Source organism: Paraburkholderia sp. Tr-20389 (assembly GCF_017104565.1).
GTDB lineage: Bacteria > Pseudomonadota > Gammaproteobacteria > Burkholderiales > Burkholderiaceae > Paraburkholderia.
Window position 1 is genome coordinate 25755 of sequence record NZ_JAAGPD010000041.1, and the last position, 17056, is coordinate 42810.

Annotated in this window: 16 protein-coding genes and 1 tRNA gene; 8 read left to right on the top strand and 9 right to left on the bottom strand. The window is 62.5% G+C overall.

Annotation, left to right across the window (positions count from 1 at the left end):
* Nucleotides 1-13 precede the first annotated feature (13 nt).
* Complete coding sequence (locus G3N95_RS30535) at nucleotides 14-322, top strand: DUF2288 domain-containing protein (protein WP_205973830.1); 309 nt, start codon at nucleotides 14-16, stop codon at nucleotides 320-322.
* Complete coding sequence (locus G3N95_RS30540; RefSeq protein ID WP_205973831.1) at nucleotides 319-1707, top strand: MATE family efflux transporter; 1389 nt, start codon at nucleotides 319-321, stop codon at nucleotides 1705-1707. Before G3N95_RS30535 ends, G3N95_RS30540 begins: the two co-directional genes overlap by 4 nt.
* 25 nt (nucleotides 1708-1732) lie before the next feature.
* Here the strand turns inward: G3N95_RS30540 and G3N95_RS30545 are convergent, their stop codons facing one another.
* A complete protein-coding gene (locus tag G3N95_RS30545; RefSeq protein WP_205973832.1) occupies nucleotides 1733-1906 on the bottom strand; it encodes a hypothetical protein in 174 nt (57 codons plus the stop codon).
* 167 nt (nucleotides 1907-2073) lie between these two features.
* Between G3N95_RS30545 and G3N95_RS30550 the strand changes: the two genes are divergently transcribed.
* From G3N95_RS30550 to G3N95_RS30570, 5 genes are all read left to right on the top strand, one after another.
* A complete protein-coding gene (locus G3N95_RS30550) occupies nucleotides 2074-2247 on the top strand; it encodes a hypothetical protein (RefSeq protein WP_205973833.1) in 174 nt (57 codons plus the stop codon).
* 333 nt (nucleotides 2248-2580) lie between these two features.
* The gene (locus tag G3N95_RS30555) at nucleotides 2581-2739 is read left to right on the top strand and encodes a DUF3309 family protein (RefSeq protein WP_205973834.1); all 159 of its coding nucleotides are present in this window, start codon (nucleotides 2581-2583) and stop codon (nucleotides 2737-2739) included.
* A gap of 109 nt (nucleotides 2740-2848) precedes the next feature.
* Nucleotides 2849-2925, top strand: a tRNA-Pro gene (locus tag G3N95_RS30560).
* Nucleotides 2926-3173: 248 nt separating this feature from the next.
* Entirely contained in the window at nucleotides 3174-3632 is a 459-nt protein-coding gene (locus G3N95_RS30565; protein ID WP_205973835.1) for a histidine phosphatase family protein, read from the top strand.
* 177 nt (nucleotides 3633-3809) lie between these two features.
* Nucleotides 3810-4625: a GNAT family N-acyltransferase gene (locus G3N95_RS30570; protein WP_205973836.1), complete on the top strand. Its 816-nt coding sequence runs from the start codon at nucleotides 3810-3812 to the stop codon at nucleotides 4623-4625.
* 811 nt (nucleotides 4626-5436) lie between these two features.
* Here G3N95_RS30570 and ppk1 read toward each other — a convergent pair.
* The gene (ppk1, locus tag G3N95_RS30575; protein ID WP_205973837.1) at nucleotides 5437-7500 is read right to left on the bottom strand and encodes a polyphosphate kinase 1; all 2064 of its coding nucleotides are present in this window, start codon (nucleotides 7498-7500) and stop codon (nucleotides 5437-5439) included.
* 276 nt (nucleotides 7501-7776) lie between these two features.
* On the opposite strand from ppk1, the gene ppx reads away from it, so the two are divergent.
* Entirely contained in the window at nucleotides 7777-9288 is a 1512-nt protein-coding gene (gene ppx, locus G3N95_RS30580) for an exopolyphosphatase (RefSeq protein ID WP_241019042.1), read from the top strand.
* Nucleotides 9289-10157: 869 nt separating this feature from the next.
* Here ppx and phoR read toward each other — a convergent pair.
* From phoR to pstS, 7 genes are all read right to left on the bottom strand, one after another.
* The gene (phoR, locus tag G3N95_RS30585) at nucleotides 10158-11471 is read right to left on the bottom strand and encodes a phosphate regulon sensor histidine kinase PhoR (RefSeq protein WP_205973839.1); all 1314 of its coding nucleotides are present in this window, start codon (nucleotides 11469-11471) and stop codon (nucleotides 10158-10160) included.
* 96 nt (nucleotides 11472-11567) lie between these two features.
* Nucleotides 11568-12269 (bottom strand): phosphate regulon transcriptional regulator PhoB, encoded by a 702-nt coding sequence (gene phoB, locus G3N95_RS30590; RefSeq protein WP_006051991.1) that lies wholly within the window; start codon nucleotides 12267-12269, stop codon nucleotides 11568-11570.
* A gap of 62 nt (nucleotides 12270-12331) precedes the next feature.
* Complete coding sequence (gene phoU, locus G3N95_RS30595) at nucleotides 12332-13036, bottom strand: phosphate signaling complex protein PhoU (RefSeq protein WP_028367730.1); 705 nt, start codon at nucleotides 13034-13036, stop codon at nucleotides 12332-12334.
* Between the two features lie 34 nt (nucleotides 13037-13070).
* Nucleotides 13071-13919 carry a phosphate ABC transporter ATP-binding protein PstB gene (gene pstB / locus G3N95_RS30600; protein ID WP_205973840.1) on the bottom strand — a complete coding sequence of 283 codons (849 nt, stop codon included), beginning with the start codon at nucleotides 13917-13919 and terminating at the stop codon, nucleotides 13071-13073.
* A gap of 15 nt (nucleotides 13920-13934) precedes the next feature.
* Complete coding sequence (gene pstA, locus G3N95_RS30605; RefSeq protein ID WP_205973841.1) at nucleotides 13935-14831, bottom strand: phosphate ABC transporter permease PstA; 897 nt, start codon at nucleotides 14829-14831, stop codon at nucleotides 13935-13937.
* Nucleotides 14828-15826: a phosphate ABC transporter permease PstC gene (pstC, locus tag G3N95_RS30610; protein ID WP_205973842.1), complete on the bottom strand. Its 999-nt coding sequence runs from the start codon at nucleotides 15824-15826 to the stop codon at nucleotides 14828-14830. The genes pstA and pstC overlap by 4 nt, the downstream gene beginning before the upstream one ends.
* Before the next feature lie 155 nt (nucleotides 15827-15981).
* Nucleotides 15982-17013 (bottom strand): phosphate ABC transporter substrate-binding protein PstS, encoded by a 1032-nt coding sequence (gene pstS / locus G3N95_RS30615; RefSeq protein ID WP_205973843.1) that lies wholly within the window; start codon nucleotides 17011-17013, stop codon nucleotides 15982-15984.
* Between the last annotated feature and the right edge of the window lie 43 nt (nucleotides 17014-17056).

Consider the following 17056-nt stretch of genomic DNA (forward strand, 5'->3'; position numbering starts at 1 on the left):
GGTTCACATCGTCATGACTTCCTCCGACACCCCACAAAGCCCCCTCTATCAGAAGCTGCTCGGCGAGACCGCGAAGATCGGCTGGTCTGAACTCGAACGCTTCTTTGCCCGCGGCATGCTGCTGCGCGTGGCGCGCGACCTCGATCTGGTGAGCGTCGCCGAGGCGATCGCCAGCGACGACGCGGCGCAAGTCACGCAATGGCTGTCGGCGGGACTCGTCGAGCGCGTGCAGTCGGAGACAGCTGCCGACTTCGCCGCGCGCGACCCCGACCTGTGGGCCGTCGTGGTATCGCCGTGGGTCTGCGTGCAGGAGCGCGGTTGAACGATCGCGCCGACGACGCGGCCCCACTGGATACCGCGTCAACCGCCGACGCCGTGCCGACACGCTGGCACCGTCGCGTGCTCACGCTTGCGTTTCCGATCGTCCTCGCCAATCTGACCCAGCCGATACTCGGCGCCGTCGACACCGCCGTTGCCGGGCATCTGGACGGCGCGTCCTATCTCGGCGGCGTCGCGCTCGGCGGGCTGTTCTTCAGCTTCGTGTTCTGGGGCTTCGGCTTTCTGCGCATGGGCACGACGGGGCTCGTCGCGCAATCGTTCGGTGCGGACGATCAGGCCGGCCTGCGGATGAACATCGTGCGCGCAATGCTGCTCGCGTTTGCGATCGGCGCCATCGTGCTCGCGCTACAGGCTCCGCTGATCGACTTCGCGGTGCGCACCATCGGCGGCAGCGACGACGTTCAGCGCCACGCACGCGCGTACTGCCATGCGCGCATCTGGGCCGCCCCGCTCGCGCTCGGCAACTATGTCGTGCTCGGCTGGCTGCTCGGTACGCAGCGCGTGCGTGTTGCGCTCGCGACGCAGGTCTTCATCAACACCGCGAACATCGCTGCCGTGCTGCTGTACGTGTATGCATTCGGCTGGGGCGTGGCAGGCATCGGCGCGGCAACGGCAACGGCCGACGCGCTCGGCTTCGTGTTCGGCGCCGTGCTGCTGTGGCAGATGCGTCCGCGCGGCCTGCCCGCGCTCGAACGCGCCGCGCTGTTCGATTCGTCGGCGCTCAGGCGCATGGTGACGATCAACCGCGACATCTTTGTGCGGACGATGTGTCTGCTCGGCGCATTCGGCTGGTTCGCGCATCTCGGCGCGAAACAGGGCGACGCGACGCTCGCGGCGAACGCGCTGCTGCTCAACTTCCAGACCTTCATGGGCTATGGACTCGACGGCTTCGCGCACGCGGCGGAAGCGCTCGTCGGCGCGGCCATCGGCGCGCGCAATCGCGAGGCGTTCCGGCAAGCCGTCAAGGTGACGCTGCTGTGGTCGGCGCTCGGCGCGCTCGCTTTCTCGCTGGTCTACTGGCTGACGGGCACGTGGATCATCGAACGGCTGACCGATCAGGCCGCCGTGCGCGCGACAGCGGAAGCCTACCTGCCGTGGACGGCGCTCTCGCCCGTCATTTCCGTGTGGGGTTTTCTACTCGACGGCGTGTTCATCGGCGCGACACGCACGCGCGATCTGATGACGTCGATGGTCGTATCGCTCGGCGTGTTTCTTGGCGCTTCGTGGGCGCTCGCCGGCACGCACGGCAACCACGGACTATGGGCCGCCCTGCTGCTCTTCATGGCCGCTCGCGGCCTCACGCTTGCACGGCTGCTGCCGCGCCTTGCACGCGATGTCGGCCCTGCGTGGTCACGCAGCCCTGCCTGAGCGCGAGCGGGCCCGCTAGTCGCGTTTATTGAGGCGCAGCGGGCGTGTTGATCATCGACGGCGGACGGGTATCCGTCGGTACGCCGTGATAGTCGGCCGGGTCTTGCGGCGGCACGTGATGGTGAATGGTCGGATCGTCGGCACACGCCGACAGGGCGAACAGCGAAAGCAGCGAGGCAGCCAGCAGGAAGCGCTTCATAAACTTTTCGGACAAGGTGTGAGCATCGACGGATGACATCGCGGGCCACGAGTCTAACCGCAAAGCGCAATGTGCGCCGCCGAACCTGGGCATCGCCCTCCTTGCGTGATCTTGCGGCACCATGATCTACTATGTAGGCATGGTCGCAGTCGTTGAAGGAGGCCGTCATGGATGCCGAATCGATCGCAGGTCTGGTTGGACTGGCCATAGGCTTGCTGGTGCTCGTGGTGCTGTCCGTTTTCGAGTCACGCACCTATCGCCGCGAACATCACGGCGAAGGCATGATGCATCACTGGCTGGCTGAGCATCACGTCTTCGACAGAATGCGCCGCAGACACTGAAGCCCCATGCGCCGCGCTCGCGGCGCACATTCTGACTGTCCCGAGCGGGTTTCGCCGCAAGGCGAAGCCTGCACGCGTCGGCGTTCAGTCGACGTCAGTCATGTTCCCTTGCTCCCTCGCCTTGGTACGCGCTTGCGCATCAGGGTTCGCACGCCCGCTCCGATCATCCCGTTCCACAATCCGCCGATGCCAGGCACATGCCTTGCTGATTTGTAAGGCATAGAACGCGCATCCCGCGCGCTCGACAATCCGGCCGCCAGCGCGCACCCGCGCTGCCTTCGCGCGCGCTCAGGCGGTCTCCATGTGTGGCCCGGCCATATAAGGAGAGATAACATGACCCTCGGAACCATTCTGTTGATCGTGCTGATCCTGCTTTTGATCGGTGCCCTCCCAAGCTGGCCGTACAGCCGCGAATGGGGCTATCGTCCGACGAGCCTCGTCGGCGTCGTGCTGATCGTGGTGATCGTGTTGTTGCTGATGGGGCAGTTATGACGCGACGGACCTCGACCTGCTGAAGCCCCCGTTTGATAGTTGCTCGTTGCTTCGCGCATTCTTGGTTTGACTCGCGGACAGCAATGCGGATAGAATCCTTGGCTCGCGTCGGAGCGTAGCGCAGCCTGGTAGCGCATCTGATTTGGGATCAGAGGGTCGTAGGTTCGAATCCTATCGCTCCGACCACCAACATGCCGTACACGAAACCCCGCGTCGCCTTCCGGTGTCGCGGGGTTTTGTTTTTCCGCTGCCGTTTTCGCGCGGGGCACGTATGCGATCTGCTCATCCATCGCACTGCCGAAACATACCCGCGTTAATAAGTCACAAACAAGCCACAAACGAATCCACAAACGCAGAACTGGCAAAACCCACTTCGCGTTGCGTTGTCCATACTGTCGATAGATCAACGCGACACGTCCCCTGGAGGCACCGCCATGAACCTGATTCTCTGGCGTCACGCCGAAGCCGAAGACACCGCTTCGAGCGATCTCGCCCGCCAACTGACCACACGCGGCCGCAAGCAGGCGCAGGCGTCCGCGAAATGGCTGCGTGCGCGTCTTCCCGACGACGCCGTGATCCTCGCGAGCCCGGCCACGCGCACCGTACAGACGGCCGAATCGCTGACGGACCAATACCGGGTCGTGCGCGAAATCGCGCCGGACGCGAGCGCCGACGACGTCCTCACGGCGGCCGGCTGGCCGGAAGGCATTGCGCCGACCGTGGTGGTGGTCGGTCACCAGCCGACGCTCGGCCATGTGGTCGCCCGCCTGCTCGCCGATAGCGGCGCGAGCTGGCCGATCAAGAAGTCGGCGGTCTGGTGGATCGAGAGCCGTACCCGCGGCAACGACGAGCAGGCGGTGTTGCGCGCAGCCATCAGCGCGGATCTGATCTGATTCACGCCGCATCGGCGCACAGCGCCGGATAGCGCGCTGCAAAAACAACGAAGGCGCGCCGAAAGCGTCGGCCTTACGGCACGTCATCGAATCGTCACGACGTTGCCACGTGAGCGTCACCAGCCGTTACTACATTGGCGTCGAAGTGAATTTCACATTTTCGACCAGGAACGCCACATGCGAGAACTGCCGACGCCTACCCTGCCCTTCGCATCGATCCTCGAGCCGCGTCGTCGTCTGCCGCGCACGGAAGAAACGGTCACTGCCCAGCATCGTCTGCAAGTCTCGTGGGCGCGCACCGACGAGGAGCTTCGTGAAGCGCAGCGTCTGCGTTACCGGGTCTTCGCCGAGGAAATGGGCGCGCGCCTGTCCGGTCCTGCCGGCCTCGACGTCGATTCGTTCGACGCTTACTGCGATCACCTGATCGTCCGCGATCTCGACACGCTGAAGGTGGTCGGCACGTACCGCGTGCTGCCGCCGCACCAGGCGGCGCGTATTGGCCGCCTGTATGCCGAGGGCGAATTCGACGTGTCGCGTCTCACGCATCTGCGCTCGAAGATGGTCGAGGTGGGCCGCTCGTGCGTGCATCCCGACTATCGCAGCGGCTCGGTGATCATGTCGTTGTGGGCGGGCCTCGGTTCGTACATGCAGCACAACGGCTACGAGACGATGCTCGGCTGCGCGAGCGTCGCGATGGCGGATGGCGGTCACTATGCGGCGAATCTGTATGCGTCGTTGCAGGACGACGCGCTGACGACGCCGGAGTACCGTGCGTTTCCGCATACGGCGCTGCCTGTCGATGAATTGCAGACGGGGGCCAAGGTCGCGCCGCCACCGCTGATCAAGGGTTATCTGCGCCTCGGCGCGAAGATTTGCGGTGCGCCTGCCTGGGATCCTGATTTCAATACCGCCGACTTTTTGACGTTGTTCCGGTTGTCGGAAATCAATGCGCGGTATGCGCGGCATTTTCTTGGGGATGCGTTGGGGCGTTAAGGTTTTCTTGAGCGCCTGCGTGGCGCGGGCGTTTTTTGGTTTTTGCGCGCCTGCGTGGGTGTTTGTGGTTTGGTTTTCCGCTTTCGATGGCATCCGCGTTTTGCTCGTTTGCTTTCGGTGGCATCCGCGTTTTGGTGTTGGTAGGTCATGCGTTGCCCCTGTGCGGGGCGGCACTTACTTTCTTTGCCGCCGCAAAGAAAGTAAGCAAAGAAAGCGGGCTAACACCGCCAGCCCTTGTTTTTGCCTGCGGGCCCCCAACAGTTCTTACGCTCCACGCGGCAACGTGTTATTTCATGCGCGTTGCCAGCGTGCTAACTGCACGCATCACCCGCTTCACGCTCCCGCGTCACGATCTGCGTTACCAGACGTCCATCGCCGCCCAGGTGGCAAACTGTGTGTAGGGTGTCGCGATGGAAGTGCACCACTCCGGACTGAAAAGCGGGATTGGTGTCGTAGGATCGCTAACGCATACGGTGCGACAAGCTACACACAGTTTGCCACCTGGGCAGCGCAGTCGAGTCGCTGCCGCTGGCTGCCTGCGAGTGATTGAAGTGGGTGAGGCGCCTGTTCAGGGCGCTGGCAACGGGCGCAAAACAAAGTGTTGCCGTATGGAGTGCGGGACCCGTTGGGGGCCCGCAGGCGAGTACAAAAGCTAGCGGTGTGAGCGGCTTTCTTTTGCCTACTTTTCTTTGCCGCTGCAAAGAAAAGTAGGTGCCGCCCCGCACAGGGGCAACGCATGAACGACCAACACCAAAACGCGGATGCCAGCGAAGAAAAAACCCGGCAACGCCGCGCCGCAGGCAAAGACCCGTTACGAACAGAACTTGGTCAAAAGACTAAGCTGCGCATTCCGCGAAGACTTGCCGGGCCTGCGCCGGCGATAATGCCCATCGCTCTGCATCAGCCAGGCGGCCTGATTGTCGCCGAGAAACGCCGACAGCCCTTCGGCAATCACGCGCCGCTTCAACCGCCGGTTGTTGATCGGAAACGCCACCTCGACACGCCGGAAAAAGTTGCGATCCATCCAGTCGGCACTCGACAGATAAACCTGCTCGCGACCATTGTCGTAGAAATAGAAAATACGATGATGTTCGAGGAAACGCCCCACGATCGAGCGCACCGTGATGTTCTCCGACAACCCTTCCACACCCGGCTGCAACGCGCACACACCGCGCACGATCAAGTCGATCTTCACACCCGCCTGCGAAGCCTCGTACAGCTCGGCAATCACGGTCGGCTCCAGCAGTGCATTCATCTTCGCAACAATCCGCGCACGCTTGCCCTCGCGCGCATGCTCCGCTTCGGCACGAATCGATTCGACCAACCGCGGATGCAGCGTAAACGGCGACTGCCACAACTCATGCAACGGCAACTCGCCACCGATACCCGTCAACTGCTGGAACACGTGGTGCACGTCCTCGCAGGTCTTCTGGTCGGCCGTCATCAGGCCGAAGTCGGTATAGAGACGTGCCGTGCGCGGATGATAGTTGCCCGTGCCGAGATGCACGTAGCGCTTCAGAATCGATTTACCGCCTTCCGACACGCGCCGCACGATCAGCATCATCTTCGCGTGGCACTTGTGGCCGACCACGCCATACACGACGTGCGCGCCCACTGCTTCCAGCTGCGAGGCCCAGTTGATGTTCGTCTCTTCGTCGAAGCGCGCGAGCAGTTCGACCACCACCGTCACTTCCTTGCCGTTGCGCGCGGCCTGCATCAGCGCATCCATCAGCGGCGAGTCCGTGCCCGTGCGATAGATGGTCTGCTTGATCGCGACGACGTTCGGATCCTTCGCGGCCTGCAGCAGCAGTTCGAGCACCGGCTGGAAACTCTCGTACGGATGATGCAGCAGCACGTCGCCCTGATCGATCACGTCGAACAGGCTCGCGCTGTTGGCGATCTGCGGCGGCGTCGCGGGAATGTGCGGGACGAACTTCAGATCAGGACGGTCGACCATCTCGGGCAACTGCATCAGACGCACGAGATTCACCGGACCGTCGACGTAGTAGCAGTCCTTCTGCGACAAACCGCTTTCGTCGAGCAGACGCCGCACGAGATGCGCCGGCGTATCCGCCGACACTTCCAGCCGAACCGCATTGCCCAGATGTCGCGCAGGCAGTTCACCCTGCAGCGCGACGCGCAGATTCGTGATTTCGTCTTCGTCGACGAACAGTTCGCTGTTACGCGTGATGCGGAACTGGTTGCAGCTGCGCACGAGCAAGGCCGGAAACAGCTCGCCGACATAACGCTGCAACAACGAGCTCAGCAGCACGAAGCCATGCGGATAACCGGACAGATCCTGCGGCATGCGCACGAGGCGCGGCAACGCGCGCGGCGCCTGCACGATGCCCATCACCGCCTGCCGGCCGAACGCATCCTTGCCTTCCAGCTCGACGACGAAGTTCAGGCTCTTGTTCAGCACGCGCGGAAACGGATGCGCGGGATCGAGGCCGATCGGCGTCAGGACGGGCAGCAGTTCATTCAGGAAGTAGTCGCGCGCCCATTGCGTCTGCGCATCGTTCCAGGCTTCCATGCCGTGAAAATAGATGCCTTCGTCTTCGAGCGCGGGCAGCACGGTGTCCTGCAGCATCGTGTACTGACGATGCACCAGCTTCTGCGCGCGTTCGACGACGAGATCGTAGCAATGCTGCAGCGACATGCCGTCGGGCGACAGCGCGCCGGGGTTGTCGCGCATCTGCTCCTGAAGACCGGCCATGCGGACTTCGAAGAATTCGTCGAGATTGCTGCTGGTGATGCAGATGAAACGCAGGCGTTCGAGAAGAGGTACGGCAGGGTCCGCGGCCTGTGCGAGCACGCGCTCGTTAAACCCCAGAATGCCCAGCTCGCGGTTCAGAAGAGGATAGCGGTTGGACATCGGCGGTGAGAATGAAATGTCGGAAGATGACTCGAAAGGACGCTCGGAAATTCTCACAGTATGATGACAGGTGCGTGAAATGACTTGTCACGTGATTTTACGCTTTTGCCGCCCCATGTCGTAAATATGACGCAGGCATGTGTGAGGATATCGCACGACAATGGCGGAGGTGACAGCGTGATGTCCAGTACGCTTAAAATGGCGACTTTGAACCCCGCGCGAACGGGCGCACCCAGCATGGGTGATCTGTTCGTGCGCATGAGGTCCTCACTCCCGATGGTCAACACTCCGCCACTACTTGCCGCCGTCGATCTCGGCTCGAACAGCTTCCGTCTGATCGTGGGCCGCGTCGAGGAAACCGAAGCGGGCAGCCAGATCTATCAGGTCGACGCGCTGCGCGAACCGGTGCGGCTCGGCGCGGGCCTGTCGCGCGAAAAAATGCTCGACCGTGCTTCGCAGGTGCGCGGCTGGGACGCGCTCAAGCGCTTCGGCGAACGTCTGCGCGACTTCCATCCCGACCATGTGCGCGCCGTCGCGACCAACACGTTGCGCGTCGCGAAGAACGCGCAGGAATTTCTCGGCGAAGCGGAAGCGGCGCTCGGTTTCCCCATCGAAGTGATCGCGGGTCGCGAAGAAGCCCGCCTGATTTATGCGGGTGCTGCACATTCGGTGCCGGCAAGCGCGGGCAAGCGGCTCGTCGTGGACATCGGCGGCGGCTCGACGGAATTCATCATCGGTTCGCACTACACGCCGATCCGTATGGAAAGCCTGTACATCGGCTGCGTGAGTCACAGCCGCCAGTTCTTCCCGGCGGGCAACGTCGACGAGTACACGATGCGTCAGGCCGAGCTTGCGGCCTCGCGCGAAATCCAGATCATTTCGGCCGACTACAAGGGCGAGGGCTGGGACCAGGGTATCGGTTCGTCGGGTACGGCGCGCGCGCTTGCCGAGCTGGTCGAAGCAAACGGCTTCAACGACCCGGGCATCACGCATGGCATTTCGCGCGGCGGCCTCGAGCGTCTGAAGCGTGCGTTGATCAAGGCGGAGAACGTCAACCGGTTGAAGCTGATCGCGCTGAAGCCGGATCGCGTGCCGGTGCTGGCGGGCGGCCTGTCGATCATGATCGCGGTGTTCGACGAACTGGGCGTCGACTACGTCGACACGACGGACGGCGCGCTGCGTCTTGGCGTGCTGTATGACCTGCTGGGGCGCTCGCAGCATCAGGACATGCGGACCATCACGGTTGAGGGCTTCATGCGCCGCTATGGCGTCGATCGTGCGCAGGCGAGCCGCATTGGCGAGCTTGCGGTGCACTTCTACGATCAGCTCGACGAACCCGATACGGAAGCGCGCGAAGAGAATCGCATGTTCCTCGGCTGGGCGGCCGCGCTGCACGAAATCGGGCTATCGATTTCACACAGCGCTTATCACAAGCATTCTGCGTACATCGCGAGCAATGCGGACATGCCGGGGTTTTCGCGCACCGATCAGGCGCGTCTTGCGGCGCTTGTCGTCGGGCATGCGGGCAAGCTGGCGAAGCTTGCGCAGACGCGCGATCTCGAATGGAAGCTGCTGTTCTGCCTGCGGCTCGCGGCGCTGTTTTGCCGCCGCCGGGCGGATGCCGGTTTGCCGGAGATCTTCGTTGCCGAGGCGAATGGCGGGTATGAGGTTCGATTGCCCAATTCGTGGGTCGCGAATAATCCGCTCACTGACTATAGCCTCATTCAGGAGGCGGCTGAGTGGGAGAAGATTCGGACATCGTATCGGGTTGTGTATACCGATGATTGAGTTTTGTCTGCGACGCAGTCGCCATTTTTGCCTTCTCGGCGCGGGCTTCGCCTTTTAGGTTTCGCTCTGCAGGTTCGCTGGCATCCGCGTTTTGTCTCTGGTTTGCTAGTGTTGCCCCTGTGCGGGGCGGCACTTACTTTCTTTGCCGCCGCAAAGAAAGTAAGCAAAGAAAGCGGGCTCACACCGCCAATCCTTGTTCCTGCCTGCGGGCCCCCAACAGTTCTTACGCTTCACGCGGCAACGCACTTGCTTTCGCGCGTTACCAACGCGCTAAGGCACGCATCACCCACTCCACACTCCCGCGTCACGGACTGCGTTACCAGACGTCCACTGCCGCCCAGGTGGCAAACTGTGTGTAGGCCGTCGCGACGGAAGTGCACCACTGCGGACTAAAAAGCGGGATCGGTGTCGTAGGAGCGGCAACGCATGCGGCGCGACAACCTACACACAGTTTGCCACCTGGGCGGCGCGGACGATTCGCTGCCGCTGGCTGCCTGCGGGTGAATGGAGTGGGTGATGCGCCTGTTCGAGGCTCTGGCAACGGGCGCAAAACGATGTGTTGCCGTGTGGAGTACGGGACCCGTTGGGGGCCCGCAGGCAATCAAACGGGCTGGCGGTGTGAGCCCGCTTTCTTTGCTTACTTTCTTTGCGGCGGCAAAGAAAGTAAGTGCCGCCCCGCACAGGGGCAACGCATGAAGTACGAAGACATCACGCGGATGCCAGCGAAAGCGAAACCGAAACCGAAACCGAAAGCGCAGGGCAAAACCCAGAAGGCGTAGCCCACGCCGAGAAGGCAACCCCACGCCGAGAAGGCAACCCCACGCCGAGAAGGCAAAAATGGCGACTTCGTCGCAGACAAAAAAGCAGAATCAAGCGGCGGTCGACTGAAGCCGCGCACTCCGGGCAACAGGAAACCGAACGGTAAACGTACTCCCCCGCCCTTCTTCGCTCTTCACCTCAAGCTGCGCATCATGCCGCTGCAACACATGCTTGACGATGGCAAGCCCAAGCCCGGTCCCACCCGTATCACGTGACCGACTCCGATCGACGCGATAGAACCGCTCAGTCAACCGTGGAATATCCGCGGCAGGAATCCCCAACCCGCTATCGCTAACCGAGAACGTGGCCTGCCCGCCCTGAGCGTGCCAGCTCACATTGATCGACCCGCCGTCAGGCGTATACCGAATCGCATTCGTAACGAGATTGCCGAACGCGCTCATGATCTCCGTCTCGACGCCCGTCACCGTCAACGCCTCGTCGGCCTCGAAGCCGATCCGGTGACGTCCACCCGACAGGCTCTGCGCATCGTCCTCCAGATGCCGCAGCACCGCGCGCATATCCACCATCTGGTTGCTCGGCGGCTTGTTGTCGCCTTCGAGCGTCGCCAGCACCAGCAGATCGCTGACGATATGCTGCATCCGCTGCGCCTGCTGCATCATCAGATCGAGATAGCGAACGCGCTCGCTCTCGTCGAGCGGTATCTCTCGCATCGTTTCGAGAAAGCCGGACAGCACCGTCAACGGCGTCTTCAGTTCGTGCGACACGTTGGCCACGAAGTCGCGACGCATCGCATCCGTGCGCTCCAGTTCCGTAATGTCCTGCGACAGCACCAGCTTGCGGTTCTCGCCATACGGAAACACCTGAACGGACAGCACGTTCTGACGCTTCTCGCCCATCCCGCGCATGATCAGCATCTCTTCATAATGATGAGAGTTCAGATAGCGGACGAAGTCGGGATGACGCACGAGATGCGTGATGTGCTGACGCAAATCGCGCTTCGCGTCGAGGCCGAAATGCTCTTCGGAAATCGCGTTGCACCACTCGATCTGATCGTGATCGTCGAGCATCGCGACGCCGTTCGGCGACGCCTGGATCGCCTGAATGAACCGCGAATGCTGCTGCTCGACCTGGCGCACCTGCGCGTGCCAGCGCTTCGCGAGCTTGTGCAGCCGGTAGTAGATTTCGCCCCAGATGCCCGGTGCGCTCGGCACTTCGCCATACACCGGCGCATCGAGCAGACGCCACAGGCGCTGCTTGTGGAACGTGCTGAAGATGCCTTGCGCGAGCAGCGCGAGCACGGCGATCGCCAACGCCGCTTTCGTGTTGACGAAGATGCCGACTGCCACGCACAACACAGCGAGGAGCACAAGCGATACCAGGGAGCGTGCCCAGATGATGTTCATGTGCGACCTTGAAGACGAACCTGAAGACTTCAGAGACAACAAAGCGCGCTGCGTCGAGAACCCGCAGCGCGCTTCGTGTTTTTCGATCAGTTTACCTTATGCGCTTTTGGCCAGGCGATAGCCGCTGCCGCGCACCGTCTCGATCATCGCATCGCAGCCCGCCGGCTTCAGCGCGGCCCGCAGACGTTTGATGTGCACGTCGACGGTACGCTCTTCGACGAACACGTGATCGCCCCACACCTGGTCGAGCAGTTGCGTGCGGCTGTGCACGCGCTCCGGATGCGTCATGAAAAAGTGCAGCAGACGGAATTCCGTCGGACCGAGATCCAGCTTGATCTCGCTGCCTTCCGCATGAGCGGCGACGCGGTGCGTGGCCGGGTCGAGCTTCAGGCCGTTGATCGCGACGACGTCTTCCGTCAGCTGCGGCGCACGGCGGCGCAGCACCGCCTTGATGCGCGCCATCAGTTCCTTCGGCGAAAACGGCTTGGTCACGTAGTCGTCGGCGCCGATCTCGAGTCCGAGCACCTTGTCCTGCTCGTCGCCACGCGCCGTCAGCATGATGATCGGGATGTGCTTCGTGCGCTCGTTGTTGCGCAGGTCGCGCGCGAACGCAATGCCCGATTTGCCCGGCAGCATCCAGTCGAGCAGCACGAGATCGGGAAGCACGTCGCTGATCAGGTTCTGCGCCTGTTCGGCGTTGTACGCACGAATCGGACAATGGCCCGCGTGTTGCAAGTTGACCGAGATCAGCTCGGAAATTGCGGGTTCATCTTCGATAACGAGAATACTGCTGGGCATCGGCGCCTCTTGATAAACGGTATATACGGTTTGGCTGTGCGGATTCGCTGAACGTCAGACGATCAGCTGAGCGCTTCGCGCTCGAGCGCGTCGCGGCCCATGTGGCGCACGTCCGTGCCCTTCACCACGTAGATGATGAACTCGGCGATGTTCTTCGCGTGATCGCCGATCCGCTCGATCGCCTTCGCGATGAAGAGGAAATCGAGTCCCACGGAGATCAGGCGCGGATCTTCCGTCATGTACGAAATCAGCTTGCGCACGAAGGCGCGGAATTCCTCGTCGATCGCCTTGTCGTCGCGCACAATCTGCGCGGCAGCCACGGTATCGAGGCGCGCGAACGCGTCGAGCGCACGGCGCAGGATGCTCACGGCCATATCGCCCGACAGCTTGATTTCGGCGATGTTGATCGTGCGCGATGCACCGTCTTCCGACAGGCGCTTCGTGCGCTTCGCGATCTTCTCGGCTTCGTCGCCGGCACGTTCGAGGTTCGTGATCGTCTTCGAGATCGCCATCACGAGGCGCAGGTCGCGCGCCGTCGGCTGGCGTCGCGCGATGATGTTGCTGCACTCTTCGTCGATCTCGACTTCCATCTGGTTCAGACGGTCTTCTGCGGCGATCACCTGGTCGGCGATGCCGACGTCGAATTCGTTCAGCGCGTTCATCGCGGCGACGATCTGTGCCTCGACGAGGCCGCCCATTTCGAGCACCTTGGATGACACCAGGTTCAGGTCGGCGTCGAACTGGCTGGACAGGTGTTTGTCGGACATGTGTTACTCCTAAGCTCGTGCGTACGCTCAGTGCTTAACCGAAGCGGCCCGTGATGTAGTCTTCCGTTTCCTTGCGGACCGGCTTGATGAAGATCTTTTCGGTGTCGCCGAATTCGATCAGCTCACCCAGATACATATAAGCAGTGTAGTCCGAACAACGCGCCGCCTGCTGCATGTTGTGCGTGACGATCACCACCGTATAGTCGCTCTTCAGTTCTGCGATCAGCTCTTCGATGCGGCCCGTCGAAATCGGGTCCAGCGCCGAGCACGGCTCGTCGAGCAGCAGCACTTCCGGACGGATCGCGATGCCGCGCGCGATACACAGACGCTGCTGCTGGCCGCCCGACAGACCGTAGCCGCTCTGGCCGAGCTTGTCCTTCACTTCGTTCCACAGCGCTGCCTTGGTGAGCGCCCATTCGACGCGATCGTCCATCTCCGAGCGCGACAGCGTTTCGAACATCTTCACGCCGAACGCGATGTTGTCGTAGATCGACATCGGGAACGGCGTCGGCTTCTGGAACACCATGCCGATACGCGCGCGCAGCAGCGAGATATCGCGCTTCGTCGTCAGCAGGTTCTCGCCGTCCATCAGGATTTCGCCTTCGGCGCGCTGCTCCGGATAGAGCGCGTACATCTTGTTGAACGTGCGCAGCAGTGTGGACTTGCCGCAGCCCGACGGGCCGATGAACGCCGTCACCTTGCCTTCGGGAATCTGCAGGTTGATGTTCTTCAGCGCGTGGTACTTGTTGTAGAAGAAGTTCAGGTTGTTGACTTCGATCTTCGGGCGCGAGGGCGCTGCCGCTTGACCGCTCTGCGCCGGGTCGAAACCGGCGGGTACCGCCGGGCGTTCGACGGGATTCAGGTGACTTTCTGCCATGTTCATCGGATCGCTCCGCCCTTACTTTTTCGAAAAGATCGTACGCGCGAGAATGTTGAGACCCAACACTCCGAGCGTGATCAGGAATACCCCAGCCCACGCGAGCGACTGCCACTGCGCAAACGGGCTCATCGCGAACTTGAAGATCGTGACCGGCAGGTTCGCAACCGGCTGATTCATGTCCATCGTGAAGAACTGGTTGGACAGCGCCGTGAAGAGCAGCGGTGCCGTTTCGCCGGCGATACGCGCGATCGCGAGCAGCACGCCCGTCACGATGCCCGCGATCGACGCTTTCAGCGTGATCGACAGCACCATCTTCCACTTCGGCGTGCCGAGTGCGAAGGCCGCTTCACGCAGCGCGTTCGGCACCAGCTTCAGCATGTTCTCGGTGGTGCGGATCACGATGGGGATCTGCAGCAGCGCGAGCGAAATCACACCCGCCCAGCCGCTGAAGTGGCCCATCTTCGCAACGACGAGGGCATACACGAACAGACCGACGACGATCGACGGCGCCGACAGCAGAATGTCGTTGATGAAGCGCGTGATGCTCGCGAGCCAGCCCTTCTGGCCGTACTCGGCGAGATACACGCCCGCCATGATGCCGATCGGCGTGCCGACGAACGTCGCCAGTACGACCAGCATCAGGCTGCCGACGATCGCGTTCGCGAGACCGCCGCCATCCGTGTTCGGCGGCGGCGTCGACTGCGTGAACAGCTCGACGGACAGGCCGCCGACGCCGAGGCGCAGCGTCGTGTACAGAATCCACACGAGCCACAGCAGGCCGAATGCCATTGCGGCGAGCGAGAGCGTCAGCGCGACCGCGTTGGTGGCCTTGCGGCGCTTCTGCAGCTTGTTGCGCATCGCTTCGAGCGCTGCGGCATCCGTGCTGCCCGGCATGTTCAACGAGGACTGGCTCATTTCGCGCCCTCCCCTTTCTCGAGGCGAAGCAGCATGATCTTCGAAATCGCCAGCACGATGAAGGTAATCACAAACAGGATCAGGCCGAGTTCCATCAACGCGGCCGTATGCAGGCCAGGCGCCGCTTCCGCGAATTCGTTCGCGAGCGCCGACGTGATGCTGTTACCCGGCGAAAAGAGCGACACGTTGTCGAGCAGGTTCGTATTGCCGATCACGAACGTGACGGCCATCGTCTCGCCGAGCGCGCGGCCGAGGCCGAGCATCACGCCGCCGATCACACCCGTCTTCGTGAACGGCAGGACGATCTTCCACATCACTTCCCACGTCGTGCAGCCGATGCCATACGCCGATTCCTTCAGCAGCACGGGCGTGACTTCGAACACGTCGCGCATCACCGAGGCGATGTACGGGATGATCATGATCGCGAGGATGACACCCGCGCACAGAATGCCGATGCCGATGGGCGGCCCCTTGAACAGCGCGCCGATGATCGGCATCCCGCCGAGCAGCGTGCCGAGCGGCTTTTCGAACCACGTCGCGAAGATCGGCGCGAACACGAGCAGACCCCACATGCCATAGACGATCGACGGAATCGCGGCGAGCAGTTCGATTGCGATGCCGAGCGGCCGGCGCAGCCACGCGGGCGACAGTTCCGTCAGGAAGAGCGCGATGCCGAAGCTGACGGGCACAGCGATGATGAGCGCAATGATCGACGTCGCAATCGTGCCGTAGATGGGCACCAGCGCGCCGAACTGTTCGGACGGTGGATCCCAGTCGGCGGTCCACAGGAATGCGAGGCCGAATTTCTGGATCGTCGGCAGCGAAGCGACGATCAGCGACACGATAATGCCGCCGAGCAGCAGTAGCGTGACGATGGCTGAAAGCCGGGCGATGCCGCCGAAAATGATATCGCCTGCGCGGCTGGGCGCTTTCTGCGTCGTGCTACCGGGCGGAGTCGACCGGGCCGCGTCAGAAGTGAGAGGGAGGTCGGACATGGGAGCTGATAAACCTGTTTCCGGTTTCCGGTTGCCGCATGGCGTATGCCACACGGCCAGTACTACGGCCGCCGGGCCTCATCGAAGCCGGGCGGCCGGCCGCGCGCAGTTACGTCATGCGCGCGGTGGGTGCTGCTGTTGCTGCGTATCGAGGATTACTCGGCGAGCGACTTGCCCGACGCATCCTTGACCTTGGCCTTCCACTGCGTCTTGATTTCCGACACAACCGATTCCGGCAGCGAGATGTAGTCGAGATCGTTTGCAGCCTGGCCGCCGTTCTTGAACGCCCAGTCGAAGAACTTCAGCGTTTCCGCGCCTTGCGGACCCTTTTCCTGGGTCGTGTGCAGCAGCACGAACGTCGCGCCGACGATCGGCCATGCGTTCTTGCCCGGCTCGTTCGTCAGGATCTGGTAGAACGACTTCGACCAATCCGCGCCTGCTGCCGCCGCCTTGAACGTTTCCGTCTTCGGCTCGACCACCGTGCCCGACGAGTTCTTCATGTCGACGTAGGTCATGTGGTTTTGCTTCGCATACGCCCACTCGACGTAGCCGATTGCGCCCGGCAGACGCTGCACGAATGCCGCGACGCCGTCGTTGCCCTTGCCGCCCGTACCCGTCGGCCAGTTGACCGTCGAACCTTCGCCGACCTTCGACTTCCATTCGGCGTTGACCTTCGACAGGTAGTTCGTCCAGATGAACGACGTGCCCGAGCCGTCAGCACGGCGGACCACGGCGATGTCCGTATCCGGCAGCTTTGCCTTCGGGTTCAGCGCGGCGATTGCCGGGTCGTTCCACTTCTTGATCTTGCCGAGGTAGATGTCGCCGAGCACTTCGCCCGACAGCGTGATTTCGCCAGCCTTCACGCCCGGCACGTTGACGACGGGCACCACGCCGCCGACGACCGTCGGGAACTGGAACAGGCCGTCCTTCGCCAGTTCGTCGTCCTTCAGCGGAGCGTCCGAGCCCGCGAAGTCAACCGTCTTCGCGACGATCTGCTTGACGCCGCCCGACGAGCCGATGCCCTGGTAGTTAACCTTGCCGCCACCCGTCTTCTGGTACGCATCGGCCCACTTCGTGTAGATCGGTGCTGCAAAGGTGCTGCCCGCGCCGGTGATGTCGGCGGCTTGCGCTGCGATCGCAAAGAGAGCGCCAGCCATGCCAGCGAACGCGGTTTGCATCAGTTTCATGTTTTCTCCGTGGTTGTGAGCGTGTGCAACGACACCGCGAAGA

Bases quoted from the DNA above. Each gene is read 5' to 3' on its own strand.
- ppk1 (WP_205973837.1), bottom strand. From the start codon at position 7,500: ATGTCCAACCGCTATCCTCTTCTGAACCGCGAGCTGGGCATTCTGGGG.
- phoB (WP_006051991.1), bottom strand. From the start codon at position 12,269: ATGCCCAGCAGTATTCTCGTTATCGAAGATGAACCCGCAATTTCCGAG.
- pstA (WP_205973841.1), bottom strand. From the start codon at position 14,831: ATGAGCCAGTCCTCGTTGAACATGCCGGGCAGCACGGATGCCGCAGCG.
- G3N95_RS30535 (WP_205973830.1), top strand. From the start codon at position 14: ATGACTTCCTCCGACACCCCACAAAGCCCCCTCTATCAGAAGCTGCTC.
- phoU (WP_028367730.1), bottom strand. From the start codon at position 13,036: ATGTCCGACAAACACCTGTCCAGCCAGTTCGACGCCGACCTGAACCTG.
- phoR (WP_205973839.1), bottom strand. From the start codon at position 11,471: ATGAACATCATCTGGGCACGCTCCCTGGTATCGCTTGTGCTCCTCGCT.
- pstS (WP_205973843.1), bottom strand. From the start codon at position 17,013: ATGAAACTGATGCAAACCGCGTTCGCTGGCATGGCTGGCGCTCTCTTT.
- G3N95_RS30555 (WP_205973834.1), top strand. From the start codon at position 2,581: ATGACCCTCGGAACCATTCTGTTGATCGTGCTGATCCTGCTTTTGATC.
- ppx (WP_241019042.1), top strand. From the start codon at position 7,777: ATGGTCAACACTCCGCCACTACTTGCCGCCGTCGATCTCGGCTCGAAC.
- pstC (WP_205973842.1), bottom strand. From the start codon at position 15,826: ATGTCCGACCTCCCTCTCACTTCTGACGCGGCCCGGTCGACTCCGCCC.
- G3N95_RS30545 (WP_205973832.1), bottom strand. From the start codon at position 1,906: ATGAAGCGCTTCCTGCTGGCTGCCTCGCTGCTTTCGCTGTTCGCCCTG.
- G3N95_RS30565 (WP_205973835.1), top strand. From the start codon at position 3,174: ATGAACCTGATTCTCTGGCGTCACGCCGAAGCCGAAGACACCGCTTCG.
- G3N95_RS30570 (WP_205973836.1), top strand. From the start codon at position 3,810: ATGCGAGAACTGCCGACGCCTACCCTGCCCTTCGCATCGATCCTCGAG.
- pstB (WP_205973840.1), bottom strand. From the start codon at position 13,919: ATGAACATGGCAGAAAGTCACCTGAATCCCGTCGAACGCCCGGCGGTA.
- G3N95_RS30550 (WP_205973833.1), top strand. From the start codon at position 2,074: ATGGATGCCGAATCGATCGCAGGTCTGGTTGGACTGGCCATAGGCTTG.